17 protein-coding genes and 2 pseudogenes are annotated in these 20366 nt (G+C 64.2%); 7 read left to right on the forward strand and 12 right to left on the reverse strand.

The features are described 5' to 3' along the window. Positions 1–318: 318 nt before the first annotated feature. The 7 genes from pip (at position 319) to SJI00_RS15375 (ending at position 9339) form a co-directional block, all read left to right on the forward strand. The gene (pip, locus tag SJI00_RS15345) at positions 319–1290 is read left to right on the forward strand and encodes a prolyl aminopeptidase (RefSeq protein ID WP_322462557.1); all 972 of its coding nucleotides are present in this window, start codon (positions 319–321) and stop codon (positions 1288–1290) included. After that, positions 1287–1724, forward strand: a complete 438-nt coding sequence (gene dtd, locus SJI00_RS15350) for a D-aminoacyl-tRNA deacylase (protein WP_322462558.1) — start codon at positions 1287–1289, stop codon at positions 1722–1724. The genes pip and dtd overlap by 4 nt, the downstream gene beginning before the upstream one ends. A gap of 262 nt (positions 1725–1986) precedes the next feature. Further along, entirely contained in the window at positions 1987–3693 is a 1707-nt protein-coding gene (locus SJI00_RS15355; RefSeq protein WP_416221050.1) for a glucan biosynthesis protein G, read from the forward strand. Continuing rightward, entirely contained in the window at positions 3686–6259 is a 2574-nt protein-coding gene (gene mdoH / locus SJI00_RS15360; protein WP_322462559.1) for a glucans biosynthesis glucosyltransferase MdoH, read from the forward strand. Before SJI00_RS15355 ends, mdoH begins: the two co-directional genes overlap by 8 nt. Before the next feature lie 354 nt (positions 6260–6613). Next, positions 6614–7411 (forward strand): transporter substrate-binding domain-containing protein, encoded by a 798-nt coding sequence (locus tag SJI00_RS15365; RefSeq protein WP_322462642.1) that lies wholly within the window; start codon positions 6614–6616, stop codon positions 7409–7411. A gap of 238 nt (positions 7412–7649) precedes the next feature. Further along, positions 7650–8612, forward strand: a complete 963-nt coding sequence (locus tag SJI00_RS15370) for an amino acid ABC transporter permease (protein ID WP_322462560.1) — start codon at positions 7650–7652, stop codon at positions 8610–8612. Further along, on the forward strand, positions 8605–9339 hold the full coding sequence (locus tag SJI00_RS15375) for an amino acid ABC transporter ATP-binding protein (protein WP_322462643.1): 735 nt from the start codon (positions 8605–8607) through the stop codon (positions 9337–9339). The genes SJI00_RS15370 and SJI00_RS15375 overlap by 8 nt, the downstream gene beginning before the upstream one ends. Positions 9340–9648: 309 nt before the next feature. On the opposite strand, the gene SJI00_RS15380 is transcribed toward SJI00_RS15375, so the two are convergent. From SJI00_RS15380 to ubiE, 12 genes and pseudogenes are all read right to left on the reverse strand, one after another. Continuing rightward, complete coding sequence (locus SJI00_RS15380; protein WP_322462561.1) at positions 9649–11601, reverse strand: methyl-accepting chemotaxis protein; 1953 nt, start codon at positions 11599–11601, stop codon at positions 9649–9651. A 168-nt stretch (positions 11602–11769) separates the two neighbouring features. Next, positions 11770–12642, reverse strand: coding sequence for a methyl-accepting chemotaxis protein (locus SJI00_RS22625; protein ID WP_416221054.1), 873 nt, complete (start codon positions 12640–12642; stop codon positions 11770–11772). Further along, positions 12625–13686 (reverse strand): annotated as a pseudogene (locus SJI00_RS22630) (methyl-accepting chemotaxis protein); the annotation flags it as partial. The gene SJI00_RS22625 and the pseudogene SJI00_RS22630, both read right to left, overlap by 18 nt. Positions 13687–13788: 102 nt before the next feature. Continuing rightward, the gene (locus SJI00_RS15390) at positions 13789–14496 is read right to left on the reverse strand and encodes a 16S rRNA (uracil(1498)-N(3))-methyltransferase (protein ID WP_322462563.1); all 708 of its coding nucleotides are present in this window, start codon (positions 14494–14496) and stop codon (positions 13789–13791) included. After that, complete coding sequence (tatC, locus tag SJI00_RS15395) at positions 14493–15281, reverse strand: twin-arginine translocase subunit TatC (RefSeq protein ID WP_322462564.1); 789 nt, start codon at positions 15279–15281, stop codon at positions 14493–14495. Before tatC ends, SJI00_RS15390 begins: the two co-directional genes overlap by 4 nt. After that, entirely contained in the window at positions 15278–15742 is a 465-nt protein-coding gene (tatB, locus tag SJI00_RS15400) for a Sec-independent protein translocase protein TatB (protein WP_322462565.1), read from the reverse strand. The genes tatC and tatB overlap by 4 nt, the downstream gene beginning before the upstream one ends. A 321-nt stretch (positions 15743–16063) precedes the next feature. Then, positions 16064–16288, reverse strand: a pseudogene (locus SJI00_RS15405) (twin-arginine translocase TatA/TatE family subunit); the annotation flags it as partial. A gap of 106 nt (positions 16289–16394) precedes the next feature. Beyond that, entirely contained in the window at positions 16395–16730 is a 336-nt protein-coding gene (locus SJI00_RS15410; protein WP_322462566.1) for a phosphoribosyl-ATP diphosphatase, read from the reverse strand. Position 16731: 1 nt separating this feature from the next. Further along, the gene (gene hisI / locus SJI00_RS15415) at positions 16732–17124 is read right to left on the reverse strand and encodes a phosphoribosyl-AMP cyclohydrolase (RefSeq protein WP_322462567.1); all 393 of its coding nucleotides are present in this window, start codon (positions 17122–17124) and stop codon (positions 16732–16734) included. A 172-nt stretch (positions 17125–17296) separates the two neighbouring features. Then, entirely contained in the window at positions 17297–18907 is a 1611-nt protein-coding gene (ubiB, locus tag SJI00_RS15420) for a ubiquinone biosynthesis regulatory protein kinase UbiB (RefSeq protein WP_322462568.1), read from the reverse strand. Further along, positions 18904–19527: a ubiquinone biosynthesis accessory factor UbiJ gene (locus tag SJI00_RS15425; RefSeq protein WP_322462569.1), complete on the reverse strand. Its 624-nt coding sequence runs from the start codon at positions 19525–19527 to the stop codon at positions 18904–18906. The genes ubiB and SJI00_RS15425 overlap by 4 nt, the downstream gene beginning before the upstream one ends. Next, positions 19527–20297, reverse strand: coding sequence for a bifunctional demethylmenaquinone methyltransferase/2-methoxy-6-polyprenyl-1,4-benzoquinol methylase UbiE (gene ubiE, locus SJI00_RS15430; RefSeq protein ID WP_312936942.1), 771 nt, complete (start codon positions 20295–20297; stop codon positions 19527–19529). The genes SJI00_RS15425 and ubiE overlap by 1 nt, the downstream gene beginning before the upstream one ends. Positions 20298–20366: the final 69 nt, after the last annotated feature.

Consider the following 20366-nt stretch of genomic DNA (forward strand, 5'->3'; position numbering starts at 1 on the left):
CAATGTTCAGCGCAGCGCTCGATTCGCTCGCGCCTATCATCATCTCGCGGGTTGCCGCTGGGCGAGAGGCATGTGCTTTCTCGGTCGACCACGGCGGCGTCAGCAAGGGTGGCCGGCAGCCTGCCGAGCGGGTTGCGGCCCAGGTCCCGCGTTTGCACCGGGATCACATCGACCGTCGACGCGGGCCCTGCCTTCGAGCCGATGCGGTCGAGCCTGTTTCCGACTCGCCACATAACATGATCCCTACAGAGACATGCTCAAAGTGCAATTCGGGTTTATGATGGCCAACGGTCGAATAATCCCCACACGGAGTGCGCAATGCAGACCCTGTACCCGCAGATCAAACCCTACGCCCGGCACGATCTGGCCGTGGATGCGCCACATGTGCTGTACGTCGATGAAAGCGGCTCGCCCGAAGGCCTGCCGGTGCTGTTCATCCACGGTGGCCCGGGCGCGGGATGCGATGCCCAGAGCCGTTGCTATTTCGACCCCAACCTGTACCGCATCGTCACCTTCGACCAGCGCGGTTGCGGCCGCTCCACGCCGCACGCCAGCCTGGAGAACAACACTACCTGGGACCTGGTGGCCGACATGGAGCGCATCCGTGAGCACCTGGGCATCGACAAGTGGGTGCTGTTCGGCGGCTCGTGGGGCTCGACCCTGGCCCTGGCCTACGCCCAGACCCACCCCGAGCGGGTGCATGGGCTGATCCTGCGCGGCATCTTCCTGTGCCGCCCGCAGGAAATTCAGTGGTTCTACCAGGAAGGCGCCAGCCGCCTGTTCCCCGATTACTGGCAAGACTACGTGGCGCCGATCCCGGCTGAAGAGCGTGGCGACCTGGTCAAGGCCTTCCACAAGCGCCTGACCGGCAACGACCAGATTGCCCAGATGCATGCCGCTAAAGCCTGGTCCACCTGGGAAGGGCGCACCGCCACGCTGCGGCCCAATCCGCTGGTGGTGGACCGCTTCTCCGAGCCGCAGCGGGCACTGTCGATCGCTCGCATCGAATGCCACTACTTCATGAACAATGCCTTCTTGGAAGCCGACCAACTGATCCGTGACGTACCGAAGATCGCCCACCTGCCGGCGGTCATCGTGCATGGCCGCTATGACGTGATCTGCCCGCTGGACAACGCCTGGGCCTTGCACCAGGCCTGGCCGAACAGCGAACTGAAAGTGATCCGTGACGCCGGCCATGCCGCGTCGGAGCCAGGCATCACCGATGCCCTGGTGCGCGCGGCCGAACAAATGGCCCGCCGCCTGCTCGATCTGCCCTTGGAAGAAGCGTGAAAGGCCTGCTGCAGCGGGTACGCGAGGCTCGCGTCGAGGTCGACGGCGAGGTCGTCGGTGCCGTCGGACAAGGGCTGCTGGTGCTGGTCGCGGTCGAGCCGGACGATACCCGCGAGCACGCTGACAAGTTGCTGCACAAGCTGCTCAACTACCGGGTGTTCAGCGACCCGCAAGGCAAGATGAACCTGTCCCTCAGGGACATCGCCGGCGGCCTGCTGCTGGTCTCGCAATTCACCCTGGCCGCCGACACCCGCAGTGGCCTGCGCCCAGGCTTCTCCACCGCCGCGCCACCGGCGCTGGCCGCCGAGCTGTTCGACTATCTGGTGCAGCAGGCGCACGGTCAACACGAGGGCGTGGCGACCGGGCAGTTTGGTGCCGACATGCAGGTTCACCTGGTCAATGATGGCCCTGTGACATTCATGTTACAAATCTGATGGCCAAAACCCCTCGTTTATAGGCTGGCGGGGGGTATTTGCGCATAAATAGTTCAGTCGCCCTGATGCGTTGTAACGCAGGCTGCTAGATAATCGCGCGCTATGTGAGCCTGCATTCGCAGGCTGGTTTGACTTTCACTCGAGTACTGTCTGGCGCCGTTTGGGGAATCATTGAGCCCTTACGGGGTCCGAACAGTGCTCGCCAACCCGGCAATTGTCGCTGGCCGTTGGTTTCATGATCTGTTTTCGGCGAGGGTTGCTCGTGATCGTAAGTCCCTGTAGTTCACCAAGAAGTTCCAGCAAACGGTTGCGCCAGGTTGTCATGGCGGGTGCAGCGTTGGTCGGCCTCATGAGCGCTGGTCAGCTGTGGGCATTCAACCTTGATGATGTTGCGACCAAGGCGAAGGATCTGGCCGGTCAGAAGTTCGAAGCACCGAAGAGCAATCTGCCGGCGGTGTTCCGTGACATGAAGTTCGCTGACTACCAGAAGATCCGCTTCCTCCAGGAAAAAGCCGAGTGGAGCGCCGACAAGACCCCGTTCAAACTGTCGTTCTATCACCAGGGCATGCACTTCGACACGCCGGTGAAGATCAACGAAGTCACAGCCAGCAAGGTCGAGGAAATCAAGTACGACCCGAGCCGTTTCGACTTCGGTGACTTACCGCACGATGCCAAGTCCACGGAAAACCTGGGCTACGCCGGCTTCCGCGTGCTCTACCCGATCAACAAGGCCGACAAGCAAGACGAAATCATGACCTTGCTGGGCGCCAGCTACTTCCGCGTGGTCGGCAAGGGCCAAGCGTATGGCTTGTCTGCCCGTGGCCTGGCACTGGATACCGCATTGCCATCGGGCGAAGAATTCCCGCGCTTCACCGAGTTCTGGGTCGAGAAGCCCAAGGCCACCGACAAACACCTGGTGATCTACGCGCTGCTTGATTCGCCACGCTCCACCGGTGCCTACAAGCTGACCCTGCGCCCGGGCACCGACACGGTCGTTGACGTCAAGTCGCGCGTATTCCTGCGTGATCAGGTCACCCGCCTGGGCATCGCACCGCTGACCAGCATGTACCTGTTCGGCCCGAACCAGCCGTCCAAGGCCCTGAACTACCGCCCGGCGCTGCACGACTCCGAAGGCCTGTCGATCCATGGCGCCAATGGCGAATGGCTGTGGCGCCCGTTGAACAATCCCAAGCACCTGGCCGTCAGCAACTTCAGCGTGGAAAACCCGCGCGGCTTTGGCCTGATGCAGCGTCATCGTGACTTCAAGGATTACGAAGACCTCGATGACAATTACCAAAAACGCCCAAGCGCCTGGATCGAGCCCAAAGGTGATTGGGGCAAAGGCACGGTCGATCTGATCGAAATCCCCACCGCCGATGAAACCAACGACAACATCGTTGCGTTCTGGAGCCCGGAACAGCGTCCGGAGCCGGGCAAGTCGGTGGATTACGACTACCGCCTGCACTTCACCATGGACGAGCCGAAGTTCCAGCCGCAGGACCTGGGCTGGGTCAACCAGACCATGCGCTCGACCGGTGACGTCAAGCAGTCCAACCTGATCCGCCAGCCCGATGGCAGCGTCGCCTTCCTGGTCGATTTCACCGGCCCGGCCCTGGCGGCCTTGCCCGAAGACAGCGCTGTGCGCAGCCAGGTCAGCGTTGGGGACAACGCCGAGGTGGTCGAGAACAACCTGCGCTACAACCCGGAAACCAAGGGCTGGCGTCTGACCCTGCGGTTGAAGGTCAAGGATGCCGGCAAGTCCACCGAGATGCGTGCTGCGCTGCTGCGTGACGTACCGGTCGAGGCGCCCAAGCCTGCCAAGGACGCCAAGCCTGCCAAGGCTGCTGGCAAACAGGCCAAGGCTGCCGAGCAACCTGCTGCCGAAACAGCAGCCACCCCCGAGGCGCCGGCCACCACTGAAAAAGTGCTGACCGAGACCTGGACCTATCAGTTGCCTGCCGATGAGTAATCCGAACGCGACACCGGTACCGCTGGGCGAATACCTGGCGCACCTGCCACTGAGTGACGCGCAGCGGGCGGAACTGGCCAGCTGCACCTCGTTCAGTGAGCTGCACCAACGCCTGGCCGCACAACCTGCCGGCGCACCTGGCGAGGCCGTGCAGGCCTCGGTGGGCGCGCGCCTGCCGGTGAGCAACGCCGCCGAGCTGGAAGACGCCGAGATGCTCGGCGTCGATGGCAACGGTCGGCTGAGCCTGAAGATCGCGCCGCCGATCAAGCGTACCCGGGTCCTGCCCGAGCCTTGGCGCACCAATATCCTGGTGCGTATCTGGCGGCGCCTGACCGGTCGTACCAACGCGCCGCAGCCGCCCAAGCGCGAGCTGCCGGTGGCGCGCTGGCGCACCGTGGGTTCGATCCGTCGCTACATTCTGCTGACCCTGATGATTGGCCAGACCCTTGTGGCGGGTTGGTACATGAAGGGCATCCTGCCGTACCAGGGCTGGTCGTTCGTCGATCTTGACGAGGTCACCTCGCAGCCGGTCTGGGACACGGTCGTGCAGGTGTGGCCGTATGCCCTGCAGACCTCGATCCTGATCCTCTTCGGCATCCTCTTCTGCTGGGTGTCGGCGGGCTTCTGGACCGCGCTGATGGGCTTTCTCGAGCTGCTCACCGGGCGCGACAAGTACAAGATTTCCGGCAGCAGTGCCGGCAATGAGCCGATTGCCAGCGATGCGCGTACGGCCATCGTCATGCCGATCTGCAACGAAGACGTGCCGCGGGTGTTCGCCGGTTTGCGCGCCACCTTCGAGTCAGTGGCGGCCACGGGCAACCTCGATCGCTTCGACTTCTTCGTGCTCAGCGACACCAACGACACCGACATCGCCGTGGCCGAGCAACAGGCGTGGCTGGAAGTCTGCCGCGAGGCCAAGGGCTTCGGGCACATCTTCTACCGCCGCCGCCGTCGCCGGGTGAAGCGCAAGAGCGGCAACCTCGACGACTTCTGCCGTCGCTGGGGCGGTGAGTACAAGTACATGGTGGTGCTCGACGCCGACAGCGTGATGAGCGGCGAATGCCTGACGAGCCTGGTGCGCCTGATGGAGGCCAACCCGGATGCCGGCATTATCCAGTCGGCGCCACGGGCTTCTGGCATGGACACGCTGTATGCGCGCATGCAGCAGTTCGCCACCCGCGTGTACGGGCCGTTGTTCACCGCTGGCCTGCACTTCTGGCAGTTGGGCGAATCGCACTACTGGGGGCACAACGCGATCATTCGCATGAAGCCCTTCATCGAGCATTGCGCCCTGGCGCCGTTGCCGGGTAAAGGTGCGTTTGCCGGTGCGATTCTGTCTCATGACTTCGTTGAAGCGGCACTGATGCGCCGTGCTGGCTGGGGTGTGTGGATTGCCTACGACCTGCCGGGCAGCTATGAAGAACTGCCGCCCAACCTGCTCGATGAGCTCAAGCGCGACCGGCGCTGGTGCCACGGCAACCTGATGAACTTCCGCCTGTTCCTGGTCAAGGGCATGCACCCGGTGCACCGGGCGGTATTCCTGACCGGTGTGATGTCGTACCTGTCGGCACCGCTCTGGTTCTTCTTCCTGGTGTTGTCTACCGCCTTGCTGGCGACCAACACGCTGATGGAGCCGCAGTACTTCCTCGAGCCGTTCCAGCTCTACCCGTTGTGGCCGCAATGGCACCCGGAGAAGGCCATTGCGCTGTTCTCCACCACCGTGGTGCTGCTGTTCCTGCCCAAGCTGCTGAGCGTCATTCTGATCTGGGCCAAGGGCGCTGTCGGTTTTGGCGGGCGTATCAAGGTCACCCTCTCGATGCTGATGGAGATGCTGTTCTCCATGCTGTTGGCACCGGTCAGGATGATCTTCCACACCCGCTTCGTGCTGGCCGCATTCCTGGGTTGGGCTGCGACCTGGAACTCGCCACAGCGTGACGATGACTCCACGCCCTGGAGCGAAGCGGTTCGCCGGCATGGCCCGCAAACCCTGCTCGGCTTTGCCTGGGCCGGGCTGGTGGCCTGGCTCAACCCAAGCTTCCTGTGGTGGCTGGCGCCGATCGTGGGTTCGCTGGTGCTGTCGATTCCGGTGTCGGTGATCTCCAGCCGCGTGCATTTGGGTCTGCGTGCCAAGGACGAAAAGCTGTTCCTTATTCCTGAGGAATACGCCACGCCACAGGAATTGCTCGCCACTGACCAATACGCCCATGAAAACCGCTGGCACGCCCTGCGCGACGGCTTCGTCCGCGCGGTGGTCGACCCCCGCCAGAACGCCCTGGCTTGCGCCATGGGCACGGCGCGTCATGGTCAGGCTGCGGCGATCGAGCAACTGCGCGGTGAGCGCATCGCCAAGGCGCTGGACGCCGGCCCGGACGGCATTGACCTGGCCACACGCCTGGCGTTGCTGAGCGATCCGGTGGCCTTGAGCCGTCTGCACGAACAGGTCTGGGCCGGGCAACACAGCGGCTGGATCGAGGCATGGCGTGCATCTGTGGGCAACGACCCGCACGCGCCGCTGCTGCCGCTGCAGCCCGAACACCCCGAGCAGCCAAGCCTGGTAGGTGCCTGATCGGCCGGCGAGGGCAGCCGTGCGGTTGTCTCAGCCGCGCAGCCTTGCCCTCGCCGCCGCACCGATAACGCCCGAGCCCTGCACTGCGCAGCGCTCGGGCGTTTTCACCTCTGCCTGGCGGCGCACTGCACCGCGATGGAGCAGGCGGCACGCCCGGCGCACTCGGATCAAACACCGCATCTGCGCTGCCAGCACCCGCGCTGGCTGGCGGTCGTAGGCCAACACAACAAACTCCCCCTCAGTGCTATGTCCTCGGGCCGCCATGCGTTAGCATCCCCTCCTTCAACCCGCGCCGGCCGCCCGGCCGCGCCAACAATAAGATTCGCTCTTTTCTTGCTAGGGGACCTGGTGATGATCAAGAAATACCTTTCGCGCCTGCTGGTGGGCGTTACCGCGCTGGCGGCCGTAACCTGCGCACAGGCCGGCGCCATTGATGATGCGGTCAAGCGCGGCACCCTGCGCGTTGGCATGGACCCGACCTACATGCCCTTTGAGATGACCAACAAGCGCGGTGAAATCATCGGCTTCGAGGTGGACATCCTCAAGGCCATGGCCAAGTCCATGGGGGTCAAGCTGGAAACCGTCTCGACCGCTTATGACGGCATCATCCCGGCGTTGATCACCGGCAAGTTCGACATGATCGGCAGCGGCATGACCCTGACCCAGGAACGCAACCTGCGCCTGAACTTCAGCGAACCCTTCATCGTGGTCGGCCAGACCCTGCTGATCCGCAAGGAACTGCAAGGCGAGATCAAGTCCTACAAAGACCTCAACAGCGACAAGTACCGCCTCACCTCCAAGCTCGGCACCACCGGCGAGATGATCGCCAAGAAGTTGATCGGCAAGGCCCAGTACCACGGCTACGACAACGAGCAGGAAGCGGTGATGGACGTGGTCAATGGCAAGGCCGATGCCTTCGTCTACGACGCGCCGTACAACGTTGTGGCAGTAGAAAAGGCCGGCGCTAGCAAGCTGCTGTTCCTCGACGAGCCGTTCACCTTCGAGCCGCTGTCTTTCGGCCTGAAGAAGGGCGACTACGACAGCATCAACTTCATCAACAACTTCCTTCACCAGATCAAGCATGACGGGACCTACGATCGTATCCACGACAAGTGGTTCAAGAACAAGGATTGGCTGAAGGAAATGGAATAAGGCGCCGCACGCCAGTCTGCGGATAGTTTGAACGCTTGCGCGTGTGGTCAATGCCGACCACTCAGGCTATCCGACGCCGCTCTCGCAAGGTGAATGCCTGCCGTGTGCGAGCGGCTTGCGCCGCGAAGGCCGTCCAGCGGCCCGGCGCACTTGGACTGGCAGGGTCTGCGTGTTGCAGGTGCTATTGGCAGGTTGCAATCCGCCGCTGGCACTCCCGCTTTTTGGAGCATCCCCCCCTGTGATCAAACACAACAAAGCCCAATGGCCCTGGCACGGTCTGACCGCGCTGGTGTTGCTTGGCCTGGCGATCAGCCTGTACCTGGCAACCTCGATGATGGCGTACGAATGGCGCTGGAACCGGGTGCCGCAGTACTTCGCCTATCAGGCCGAAGACACCCAGCGCGCGAGCGCTTTCGGTACCGTGCAGGAGATCGCCGTTTCCGGCAGCAACGCCACCATCACGATCAAGACTGAAGACGGCGACCAGCAACAGGTCGAGGTGCAGGCCGACAGCGTACTGCTCAGCCGCGGCGACGACGTGGCCGAAGGCGATGCCCTGGGCGTCACCCGCCACTGGGCAGCCGGGCCACTGGCCTGGGGTCTGTGGACCACGCTGTGGCTATCGGTGGTGTCCGGTGCCTTCGGCCTGGTCATCGGTCTGTTTGCCGGGCTGTGCAGGCTGTCGAACAACCCGACCCTGCGCGACCTCTCAACGGTGTATGTCGAGCTGGTGCGCGGCACGCCCCTGCTGGTACAGATCTTCATCTTCTACTTCTTCATCGGTACCGTGCTGAACCTGTCCCGCGAGTTTGCCGGGGTGGCGGCACTGGCGCTGTTCACCGGCGCGTATGTGGCCGAGATCGTGCGCGCCGGCGTGCAGTCGATCGCCCGTGGCCAGAACGAAGCGGCGCGCTCGCTGGGCCTCAATGCCAGCCAGTCGATGCGCCATGTTATTCTGCCCCAGGCCTTCAAGCGGGTGCTGCCGCCGTTGGCAGGGCAGTTCATCAGCCTGGTCAAGGACACCTCCCTGGTCTCGGTGATTGCCATCACCGAGCTGACCAAAAGCGGTCGTGAGGCCATCACCACCTCGTTCTCGACCTTCGAGATCTGGTTCTGCGTGGCAGGCCTGTACCTGCTGATCAACCTGCCGCTGTCGCACCTGGCCAGCCGGCTTGAGCGGAGGCTTGCGCAAAGTGATTGAAGTCCGAGACCTGCTGAAAGTGTTCGATACCCGTGGCCAGGTGGTGCGCGCGGTCGACAACGTCACCACCCGGGTGAGCAAGGGCGAGGTGGTCGTGGTACTGGGCCCCTCGGGCTCGGGCAAATCCACCTTCCTGCGCTGCTTGAACGGCCTGGAAAGCTTCGACGCCGGGCATGTGTCGATCAACGGCCTGCCGCTCGATGACCCGAAGACCGACATCAACGCCTACCGCCGCGAAGTCGGCATGGTGTTCCAGCATTTCAACCTGTTCCCGCACATGACCGTGCTGGAAAACCTCTGCCTGGCGCAGAAGGTGGTGCGCAAGCGCAACAAGGCCGAGCGCGAGCAACGTGCCCGCGCCCTGTTGCTCAAGGTGGGTATCAGCGAGAAAGCCAACGAGTACCCTTCGCGCCTCTCTGGCGGCCAGCAGCAGCGCGTGGCGATTGCCCGCGCGCTGGCGATGGACCCCAAGGTGATGCTGTTCGACGAGCCCACCTCCGCGCTCGACCCGGAAATGGTCGGCGAAGTGCTCGACGTGATGAAGACCCTGGCCCTGGAAGGCATGACCATGGTGTGCGTCACCCACGAAATGGGCTTTGCCCGTGAAGTGGCCGACCGGGTGTTGTTCTTCGATCACGGCAAGCTTCTCGAGGACGCTGCCCCCGACGCCTTCTTCGACGCCCCGCAAGATCCCCGCGCCCAGACCTTCCTGCGCCAGGTGTTGTAACCCTGCGTGAACGCCGGTCGCGCCGGCCTGACACACGCGACCGGTTCGGTGCTCCGGTCGGTCGCGATGGTAGGGGCAGTGGGGCTGATTCGGGGTCGGGGTAATAGCCGGTGAATCGACGGTGCAGCGCTGGGTCGGCTTGGCCGGCCATCGCGAGCAAGCTCGCCCCAGGGCGGGTGTACTGGGTGGGGTTCGCACAGTCCTGGGGGCGCGGTTGGTCCAACAGCAATCACCTGCTCGGCCCGATAGCGAGGCGTCTTGCAGCGGGCAGCCGTTCATGGGCTTGCTCGCAGCCCCTCGCCACCTTGTTCACAAACTGAACTTGCCCACCATCGCCCGCAGTTGCTGCCCCAGTGCCTCCAGCGCACCACTGGCTGCAGCGGTCTGTTCGCTGGTCGCACTGGTGCGGTCGGCGCCTTCGCGCACGCCCATCACGCTGCGGTTGATCTGCTCGGCGACCACACTCTGCTCCTCGCTGGCGGTCGCGATCTGCTGGTTCATGCCCTGAATGCTCGACACCGTTTCGGTGATCTGCCCCAGCGCCTCACCGGTCTGGCGGCTGAGCGCAACGCTCCGTTCGGTCAGGCGTTTGCTGTGGTCGAGCAGGTGGGTGACGTTCTCCGTGCCGCTGTGCAGGCTGGTGATGAGCTGGCCGATCTCCTCGGTAGACTGCTGGGTACGCTGGGCCAGGCCGCGCACTTCATCGGCCACCACGGCGAAGCCGCGGCCGGCTTCACCGGCGCGCGCTGCCTCGATGGCAGCATTGAGGGCCAGCAGATTGGTCTGCTGCGACACCGCCGTGATGACTTCCAGAATGCTGCCAATGCGTTGACCCTCTTCTGACAGATGACGCATGGCCGCCAGGCAGGTGTCCATGTGTCCGGCCAACTGTTCGATCTGCTCGATCGACTGCGCCACCACCTCATCACCCACCTGAGCCTGCTGGTCTGCACGGCGGGCAGCCTGCGCGGCCTGCTCGGCGTTCTGCGCCACCTCGTGCACGGTGGCGCTCATCTGGTTCATCGCCGTGGCCACCTGTTCGGTTTCCTCGCGCTGCTGATTGGCTTGTAGCTGGGTCGCTTCGCTCACGGTGGCCAGTTCGTGTACGGCCAGTGACAACTGCTCGACACCGCCTTCCAACCCGCCAATCAGCTCGCGCAAGCCCACCGTCATGTCACCCATGCTGTGCTGAAGCTGGCCCAGTTCATCCTTGCGCTGGCTGCTGTCCAGCGGCGCCAGGTCGCCTTGGGCGATACGCCCAGCCTGGGTCAGCGCCAGGTCCAGCGGGCGGGTGATCTGCAGGCTGATCGCCCAAGCGGCGAGCAAGCCGATGACCAGCGCCAGCAGGGCGATCACCATCATCAGGCTACGCGCGGCCACTGCCTCTTGATCGCGTAGCTGCGCTTGCAACTCGCCCATGGCCTGGTTGAGGTCCATCAACCGATTACCCAAGGTTTCCAGGTGGTTGTGGATGCGCTCCACGCTGATCGCCTGGCGCGCATAGTGCAGCAGGGTTTCGCGGTACTGGCTGATCAGCCCGAGCAACGGCGCGGCACCTGGCACATCGAGCCGGGCGTTGGCCAGGGCGGTGTTGACCTGCTTGATCAAGGCCTCGGCGCTGACCAGCGAGGCCTGGCCAATCTGCTCGAAGGATTCCAGTGGGTCGGTGAGGTAGGCGGCGTTCTGGCTCTGCTCGTTGGCGACTTCCAGGTGCCTGCTGAGGGTTTCGACCTGGTTGATGATCTGCTCCACGCTGCGTGGGGTGTCCACCTCGCCCATGCGCGTGATCAACTGCTCTTGCAGGGCATCGACCCGTTGGGCCAGTTGCTCGACCTGCTGTATCTGGGTCTGGTGTAATTGCTGACGTTGCTTGACCTGTTGCTGCAGGTCGACGAACGCCTGGCGATAGGCCTGCAAGTCGCGCTGTTTGTCAGTGATCAGGCGCTGGGCCTCGGGCTCGTGGTACTGCTGCTGCATCGTGGCGGCCAGTGCGTCGAGACCCTCGAGTTTCTTGCCCATGGCAATGCGGCTCACGTCGTCAGACAGCACCCGATAGGTGATGCGTTCGCTGCGCAGATCCTTGCTGTAGTCGCTGAAGTGGCCGATCTGTATGAGCTTTTCCGAACTCACGATGGCATCGCCCAAGGCCAGCCAGCCGCTGAGGGTGGTGATCAGGGTGAGCAACAGCACGATGGCAAAGCCCAGGGCGAGTTTGACGCGCACGCTGAGGTTGCTGAGGAATCTGTCTAGTCGTCCTAGCATGGGTGCTTCTCCGTAGAGGGGGCCAGAGACGCCAGCGATCAGGCTTGGCGTCGATGTCAGCTCATCGGCGGGAGAGGGGTCAGACTGGACCTGCAAATGTTGTAGGAAACTTCCACGCAGCTTGTAGGAGGCGAGGCTGTTGTGCGTAGCCTCGCGCGACACCGCCGCTTACAGCCGGAAGCGCGCCACCAGCCCCTGCAGATGGCTGCCCAGCCGCGCCAGCTCGACGCTGGAACTGGCGGTCTGTTCACTGGCCGCTGCCGTCTGGTCAGAGATGTCACGCACGTTCATCACGCTGCGGTTGATCTCTTCGGCCACCGCGCTCTGCTGCTCGGCGGCCGTGGCGATCTGCTGGTTCATTGCCTGGATCGACGACACCGTCCGGGTGATGGTCGACAGCGAACCCCCGGCGCGGCGGGTCAGCTCGACGCTGCTGTCGGTAAGGCCACGGCTGGCGTCCATCACCCCGGCTACACGCTGGGTGCCCAGCTGCAGGTTGGCGATCAGCTCTTCGATTTCCTCAGTGGACTGCTGGGTGCGCTGCGCCAGGCTGCGCACCTCGTCGGCCACCACGGCGAAGCCGCGCCCGGCTTCACCGGCACGTGCCGCTTCGATGGCCGCGTTGAGGGCCAGCAGGTTGGTTTGCTGCGCCACCGACTTGATCACGTCGAGCACGGTGCCGATCTTGTCGCTGTCCTGCTTGAGTTCGCTCATGGCGTCGCTGGAGTTGTTCACTTCACTGGCCAGGCGCTCGATCTGGGCGATGGCCTCGGCCACCACATGGTCACCTTCGCGGGCCTGCTGGTCGGCCATGACCGCCGCTTCCGAGGCTTGCTCGGCATTGCGCGCGACCTCTTGCACCGTGGCGGCCATTTCGTTCATGGCGGTGGCGACCTGGTCGGTCTCGACCTTTTGACTGTTGACCCCGGCGCTGGTCTGGCCGGTGACCGCCGACAGTTCTTCAGCGGCGCTGGCAATCTGCGTGACACCGTCACCAATGCCGCCGATCAGTTGGCGCAGGCCTTGGGTCATGTGCTGCATGCTCGCTTGCAACTGGCCCAGCTCGTCGCGCCGATCCACCTGCAACTGCTGGCTGAGATCGCCGGCAGCCACGCGCTCGGCGGCGCTCAGGGTCTGCTGCAGCGGCACGGTGATCTGCCGGGTAATGACCCACGCCGCCAGGATGCCGAGCAGAATGGCCACCGCCGTGCTGATCGCCAGCAGCCAGCGCGCCTGTTGCGCGTCGTGATCGCGGACCAGGGTCTGGGTTTCGGTGAGCGCCTTGCTGTTGTCGAACATGACCTGGCCTTGGATGGCCATGTGCTGCAGGGCTTCTTCGCTGGCGCTCTGGGCACTGGCCACCTGAGTGACGGCCTCGCGATACGCCGCCAATGCCTGGCCGGCCTGTTGCAGCGTGGTGGCGTAGCCAGCGGGCAGTTTCGTGGTGACCTCGGCCAGCACGGCCACGGCCTTGTCGATGGCAACCAGGGCTGTTTGCTGGCGCTCGGCCTCGCCGCTGTAGGTGTAGCCACGCACTTCAAAGCGTGCGCGTTGCAGCTCCTGCCCGGCCAGCACGGCACTGGCGTACTGGCCGATGTCGCCGGCCTGCAGCAGGCGTTGCTCGAAGGCGCTGAGGAGGTCTGCGGCCTGGTCGGCGCTGTCGCCCAGTACCTTGCGGCTGGCCTCGCGGCGCTGCGCGGCCTGCTTGAGCTGATCGAAGGCCAGACGGTATTGGCCAATGGCGTCGCGCTGCTGTTCGACGCGTTGCAGGTCGCTGGGTTGGGCCAGACGTTCGGAGACCGATTGCAGCTGGCGCTGCAACTGGTCGAGGGTGGCGTCCATCTGGGTGATGGCGTCTTCGTTGCCTGTGCGCTGGTACTGCTGGCGGGCGATGCGCAGGTCCTGGGTCAGTTGCAGGACCTGCGACAGGTTGCCCAGTTTGTCGCCGCGCTCGATGACACTGCTCAGGCCTGTCCATCCGGTGAAGGCGGCGGCGAGGGTCAGCAGCAGGACCAGGCCGAAGCCCATGCCCAGCTTGCGGTTGACGCTGATATTGCCCAGCAGTTGGCTGATACGTTGACTCATGGCCGGTTACCCCCTTGGTATTGGCTGACTGCGTCCTTGCGTTGCTGTCAGGGTCATCGGCCCAACGGGGGTAAACTTTATGACTGAATGCTGATTGGTCGTTCAGAACAGGCGCGAAAGCAGCGCCGTCACTGCCGTTTCGACCCGCAGGATACGCTCGCCCAGCTGGACCGGCTGCAGCCCGGCCTGGCCCAGAAGATCGACCTCATAGGGAATCCAGCCGCCCTCCGGGCCGATCGCCAGGGTCACCGGTTGTTCGACGCCGCGAGGGCACATCGGGTAGGCACCCGGATGGCCCACCAGGCCCAGCGTGCCCTCGACAATGGCCGGCAGGCGGTCTTCGACGAAGGGCTTGAAGCGTTTTTCCACGATCACTTCGGGCAGCACGGTGTCACGCGCCTGTTCCAGGCCAAGAACAAGGTTCTCGCGAATGCTCGCCGGTTGCAGGAACGGCGTTTGCCAGAAGCTCTTCTCGACCTTGTAGCTGTTGAGCAGGATCAGCCGCGGCACGCCGAGCGTGGCCACGGTCTGGAACAGACGGCGGAGCATTTTCGGCCGGGGTACGGCCAACACCAGGGTCAATGGCAGCTTGGCCGGGGGTGCCTGGTCCAAGCGCACCTGCAGCTCGGCCTCACGGCTTTCCAGACGCAGCAAGGTGGCGCTGCCCATCAGGCCACCGATGCGCCCGACCCGTAGCGTGTCGCCCACGCGAGCTCGGTGGATGTCCTGCAGATGGGTCAGGCGCCGGTCGCTGAGCACGACGCGCTCTGGCGCGACGAAGTCGGCCTCTTCGAGGAGCAGCAGGTTCATGGCTGCTGCGCTGGCGGCGGATGGTCTGCGTCGGGCTCGGCTTTGTCGTTCTGGCGACGCTTGCGCACCAGGCTGCCGAACAGCACGCCCACCTCGAACAGCAGCCACATCGGCACGGCCAGCAAGGTCTGCGAGAAGATGTCCGGCGGGGTCAGGACCATGCCCACCACGAAGCAGCCGATGATCACGTATGGGCGGATCTTCTTCAGGTACTTCACATCGACCACGCCAATCCACACCAGCAGCACCACGGCGACCGGAATCTCGAACGCCACGCCGAAGGCGAAGAACAGGGTCATGACGAAATCGAGGTAGTTGGCGATGTCGGTCATCATCGACACGCCTTCGGGGGTGGCAGCGGCGAAGAAGCTGAAAATCAGCGGGAAGACCAGGAAGTAGGCGAAGGCCATGCCGGCATAGAACAGCACGATGCTGGAGACCAGCAATGGAATGGCGATACGTTTTTCATGGCGGTACAGCCCCGGAGCGATGAAACCCCAGACCTGCTGGAGAATGAACGGCATCGCCAGGAACAGCGAGACGATCATGGTCAGCTTGAAAGGCGTCAGGAACGGCGAGGCCACATCGGTGGCGATCATCGTGGCGTTGGCCGGCAGGTGGTCGCGCAGCGGCGCCGAGACCAGGGTGTAGATCTGCTGGGCGAAGGAGAACAGGCCGATGAAGATCACGAAGATCACCGCGACGCAGCGCAGCAGGCGGGTTCGCAGTTCGGTCAGGTGCGATACCAGCGGCATGGGCTGGTCGTGGTCGGGAAGTTCGCTCATGGGGCTCGTGGCGGCTGTGGCGGTTCGGGAAGGGCAGGCGCGGTCGCTGCGGGCTTGTCGAGCGAGAGCGAAGGTGTGGACGCTGCCTGGTCAGGCCGGGCCGGCGCTCCGGTTGGCGCGGAATGCAGGGGTGGCTCGGTCACAGGGGCTGCGGGCGGTGTCGCATCTGCTGGCGCGGCAGGCGGTGCATCGGCAGGCTCGGCAGGCGCCGATGCCTTCGGATCGAGAATGCGCCGGGCCTCCTGCTCCATCGCCAGGATGTGTTCGTTGTGCAGCTGGCGACGGATGTCATCGGCGCCGATCTCGCGCTCCACTTCCATCTTGATGCTGTTGAAGCTGCGTTTGAGGCGGCCGATCCACAACCCTGCCGTGCGCGCCGCGCCGGGCAGGCGGTCAGGGCCCAGGACCAGCAGCGCCACCAGGCCTACCAACAAGAGTTCACCGAAGCTGATACCGAACATGGGTCAGTCTTTCCGCTGCGGCTCTTGGACCGGCGTGGCCTGGCCCTCGAGGGTCTGGCCCGGATTGACCGGCGCATAAGGCTGCGCAGGGGCAGGCGCGGCCTCGACAGGCGGCAAGGGTGGTTGAACGACGGTCGGCTGGGCAGGGGCTGGTTGCACGGGGGGTACCGGCTGGGCGTTCTGCACGGGCTGTGGCGTGTGTACCGGTGGTACGGACTGGGCGTTCTGCACAGGCTGTGGCGTGTGTGCCGGCGGTACGGGCTGGGCGTTCTGCACAGGCTGTGGCGTGTGTACCGGCGGTACGGGCTGGGCGTTCTGCACGGGCTGGGCCGTGTGTACCGAAGGCACGGGCTGGACGGTCTGCACCGGTGGCGCAGGTGGCGGCGTGTACTCGGCGGGCTTGTGCTCCTCGTCGCTCATGGCCTTGCGAAAGCCCTTGATCGACTCACCCAGGTCACCACCCAGGTTCTTGAGTTTCTTGGTGCCGAACACCAGCACGACCACGATCAGCAGGACGATCCAATGTTTCCAGTCGAAAATACCCATTACGTACTCCAGTGACAGGCGTATCGGTTGTGCCACACAGGTGCGGGTGAAGGCCCCTGTCTATCGGTTTGCGGCCAGGCCAGACCGAGGCCATGGCAGGCAGGCGTCAGGCAGACGGCGCGCGCGCCGCTTTCTCGTCATGCCCGGACAGGCCGAAGCGGCGCTCCAGCTCGTCCAGGACGGCCTGCGGGTGCTGGCCCAGCGCGCTGAGCATCACCAGGCTGTGGAACCACAGATCGGCGGTTTCATAGATGACGTCGCTGCAGTCATGGCTGAGGGCGGCATCCTTGGCGGCAATGATGGTTTCCACCGATTCTTCGCCCAGCTTTTCCAGAATCTTGTTCAAGCCCTTGTGGTGCAGGCTGGCCACGTAGGAGCTGTCGGGCGCGGCGTGTTTGCGGGCCTCGAGCACTTCAGCGAGACGGGTGAGGGTGTCGCTCATGTCAGTGTCCTGCCTGGTAGATGGCGTGCGGGTCTTTGAGTACCGGATCGACAGTGGTCCATTGACCGTTCCCGTAGACGCGGTAGAAACAGCTTTCCCGACCGGTATGACAGGCGATCTGGCCCAGTTGCTCGACCCTCAGGATGATCACGTCGGCGTCGCAGTCCAGGCGCATTTCATGCAGCTTCTGCACATGCCCGGATTCTTCGCCCTTGCGCCACAGCTTGCCACGCGAGCGTGACCAGTAGATGGCGCGCTGTTCGGTGGCGGTCAGGGCCAGGGCTTCGCGGTTCATCCAGGCCATCATCAGCACCCGACCGCTCTTGTGGTCCTGGGCGATGGCCGGTACCAGCCCGTCGCTGTTCCAGTTGATCTCGTCCAACCAGTCTTTCATCTCTCACTCCAAAACAGGCCCGCGAAAGTGCGCGGGCCTTGTACATCGGTCGCGGCCAGAGCACGCCTGGTGCCTTGGGAACGAGGCGCGCCAGCGGCGCTTTACCCGGCAGGGCTGCCTACGCGGCTCAGGCGTTGTCTGAATCTAGTGTGCCAGCCGTCGCCACCGCTGGCTATCGACGCACGATCAGGTACAACCCGGCAGCCAGCATCAGATACGCAGGCCACACCGCCGGTGCCGTGAGGCTGGCGGCGCCGGCCGCCAGGGTTGCACCGCCGCCCAGCAGGCCGGCGCCGAGCAGGCGCAGGGCCCAGTGGTCGCCCTGGTGGCGTTGTCGGGGCAACTGCGGGTCTTTGAGGTGCGGTTGCGACAGGCGTTCGAGCAGGTCGCGGGTCATGTTGGCCAGGTGCGGCAACTGCTCGACCTGGCTGTAGACGTTGCTCAGCACCGCTTTTGGGCTCATGCGCTGGCGCATCCAACGTTCCAGGTAGGGCTTGGCCGTGCTCCACAGGTCGAGCTCCGGGTACAACTGACGGCCCAGGCCCTCGACGTTGAGCAGCGTCTTCTGCAACAGCACCAGTTGCGGCTGGACTTCCATATTGAAGCGCCGCGCGGTCTGGAACAGGCGCATCAGCACATGGCCGAAGGAAATATCCTTTAACGGCTTTTCGAAGATCGGCTCGCACACGGTGCGAATGGCCGCCTCGAATTCGTTGACCTTGGTGTGCGCCGGGACCCAGCCCGAATCGATGTGCAGCTGCGCGACGCGGCGGTAGTCACGCTTGAAGAAGGCGATGAGGTTGCGCGCCAGGTAGTCCTGGTCTTCATCGGTCAGGCTGCCGACGATGCCGCAGTCGATGGCGATGTACTGCGGGCTCCACGGGTGCACAGTGCTGACGAAAATGTTGCCCGGGTGCATGTCGGCATGGAAGAAGCTGTCGCGAAAGACCTGGGTGAAGAACACTTCCACGCCGCGCTCGGCCAACAGTTTCATGTCCGTGCGCTGGTCAGCGAGCGTGGCCATGTCGGTGATCGGAATGCCGTAGATGCGTTCCATGACCAGCACTTTGGGCCGGCAGTAGTCCCAGTACACCTGCGGCACGTACATCAGTTCGGAACCCTCGAAGTTGCGCCGCAGCTGGCTGGAGTTGGCCGCTTCGCGGAGCAGGTCGAGCTCGTCGTAGATGGTCTTTTCATAGTCGCCGACCACTTCGACCGGGTGCAGGCGGCGGGCGTCGGCCGACAGCCGTTCAGCCGCCTTGGCGATCAGGAACAGCCAGGCCAGATCCTGGGCGATGACCTGCTTCAAGCCTGGGCGCACCACCTTGACCACCACCTGCTCACCGGTTTTGAGCTGAGCGGCGTGCACCTGGGCCACGGAGGCCGAGGCCAGCGGCTCGACGTCGAAACGCTTGAACACCTCGCCGATGCGCCCGCCCAGCTGCGATTCGATCAGCTCCACGGCCTGTTTGGGGTCGAACGGTGGCACGCGGTCCTGCAGCAGCATCAACTCGTCGGCCACATCGGTGGGAAGCAGGTCGCGCCGGGTCGAGAGCAACTGGCCGAACTTGATGAAGATCGGCCCGAGGTCTTGCAGGGCCATGCGCAGGCGCGCACCGCGCGAGGCTTCGGCCGGCTTGCGTGGCAGCCAGCGCCACGGCATCAGCAGGCGCAGGCTCATCAGCCACCAGGGCAGAGGCATCGAGAACAGCAGGTCATCGAGGCGGTAGCGGATCACCACGCGCTGGATGCGAAACAGACGGCGGACGGCGAGCAGCTTCATGCGTTATCGCTGATATCAGAGGGTCGGGAAAGGCGGCGGATGCGCGCCTCGAGTCGGTCGAGGTCGACCTTCAGCGCGTCGAGCTCGCTGAACGCCGCCTCGGCTTCGCGCTTGCCCACCAGGGTGCGCGATTCTTCGGCCAAATAATCGGACAGGTTCTGGCTGAAACGCGCCAGGCCCTGGCGGGTCCAGCGCGTGCGGGTGCGCACGTGACCGGCCAGCAACGAGGTGGCGACCGGGCCAAGCCAGCGGGACACTTCGTATTGCCAGTCCAACTCCAGGTCCTGCAGCACGCCGAAGAGGTCGAGCAGCGCGGCGCTGTCGCCATGCAACTCGACCTCAGGGCTGTGCAGCACGGCGGTCTTGTTGGCGCTCAAGGCCAGGCGTACCAGACTGCTGGCCGGTGCACGCAGCGTGCAGTGCACGTCACCTTCCCAATGGCCGGCCAGCATCAGGCCGTCTTCATCGGGCAAGATGAACACCTTCAGCGATGGCTGCTGGCAGTCGATGGCGATGACCTTGCCTTCCAACCCCGCCAGACGCGGCAACGCCGTGCTGTCCATGCGCAGGACACGGTTCAGGCCATGCTCGACGCTGGCGAGCACCCCGGCCAGCAGCATCAGGGCTTGATTCCCCGGTGCACCGCCACGATGCCGCTGGTCATGTTGTGGTAGGTGACGCGGTCGAAGCCGGCCTCGACCATCATGCTTTTCAGGGTTTCCTGATCCGGGTGCATGCGGATCGATTCGGCCAGGTAGCGATAGCTTTGCGAGTCATTGCTGATCAGCTTGCCGGCCAGCGGCATGAAGGCGAACGAGTAGGCGTCGTAGGCTTTGGACATCAGCTTGTTGGTCGGCTTGGAAAACTCCAGCACCAGCAGGCGGCCACCGGGCTTGAGCACGCGCAGCATCGAGCGAATGGCATCGTCTTTATGGGTGACGTTGCGCAGGCCGAAGGCGATGGTCACGCAATCGAAGTGGTTGTCCGGGAACGGCAGCTTCTCGGCGTCGGCCTGGACGAACTCGATATTGCCGGCCACACCGCGGTCGAGCAGGCGATCACGGCCGACCTTGAGCATGGATTCGTTGATGTCGGCGAGTACCACCTGGCCAGTGGGGCCGACCAGGCGCGAAAACTTGGCGGCCAGGTCACCGGTGCCGCCAGCGATGTCGAGCACACGGTTGCCGGTGCGCACGCCCGACAGCTCGATGGTGAAGCGTTTCCACAAGCGGTGCATGCCGCCGGACAACACGTCGTTCATCAAGTCGTACTTGGCGGCGACGGAGTGGAACACCTCGGCGACTTTCTTCGCTTTCTGGCTCTCTGGTACGTCGCTGTAGCCGAAATGCGTGGTGGGTTCGGCGGCTTCGCCTTTGCGCTGATCGTTCATATCGCTTCACCGGGGAAAAATTACCGCCATTCTAGGGTGAACGGGCGGATTTGTCTTGGCAGGGTGTGC

The sequence above is a fragment of the Pseudomonas gebzensis genome, from assembly GCF_034427815.1.
Taxonomy (GTDB): Bacteria; Pseudomonadota; Gammaproteobacteria; order Pseudomonadales; family Pseudomonadaceae; genus Aquipseudomonas.

Bases quoted from the DNA above. Each gene is read 5' to 3' on its own strand.
- mdoH (WP_322462559.1), top strand. From the start codon at position 3,686: ATGAGTAATCCGAACGCGACACCGGTACCGCTGGGCGAATACCTGGCG.
- SJI00_RS15380 (WP_322462561.1), bottom strand. From the start codon at position 11,601: ATGCTAGGACGACTAGACAGATTCCTCAGCAACCTCAGCGTGCGCGTC.
- tatC (WP_322462564.1), bottom strand. From the start codon at position 15,281: ATGAGCGAACTTCCCGACCACGACCAGCCCATGCCGCTGGTATCGCAC.
- SJI00_RS15410 (WP_322462566.1), bottom strand. From the start codon at position 16,730: ATGAGCGACACCCTCACCCGTCTCGCTGAAGTGCTCGAGGCCCGCAAA.
- ubiE (WP_312936942.1), bottom strand. From the start codon at position 20,297: ATGAACGATCAGCGCAAAGGCGAAGCCGCCGAACCCACCACGCATTTC.
- SJI00_RS15390 (WP_322462563.1), bottom strand. From the start codon at position 14,496: ATGAACCTGCTGCTCCTCGAAGAGGCCGACTTCGTCGCGCCAGAGCGC.
- hisI (WP_322462567.1), bottom strand. From the start codon at position 17,124: ATGAAAGACTGGTTGGACGAGATCAACTGGAACAGCGACGGGCTGGTA.
- SJI00_RS15425 (WP_322462569.1), bottom strand. From the start codon at position 19,527: ATGCTGCTGGCCGGGGTGCTCGCCAGCGTCGAGCATGGCCTGAACCGT.
- ubiB (WP_322462568.1), bottom strand. From the start codon at position 18,907: ATGAAGCTGCTCGCCGTCCGCCGTCTGTTTCGCATCCAGCGCGTGGTG.
- tatB (WP_322462565.1), bottom strand. From the start codon at position 15,742: ATGTTCGGTATCAGCTTCGGTGAACTCTTGTTGGTAGGCCTGGTGGCG.
- SJI00_RS22625 (WP_416221054.1), bottom strand. From the start codon at position 12,642: ATGCAGCACATGACCCAAGGCCTGCGCCAACTGATCGGCGGCATTGGT.
- pip (WP_322462557.1), top strand. From the start codon at position 319: ATGCAGACCCTGTACCCGCAGATCAAACCCTACGCCCGGCACGATCTG.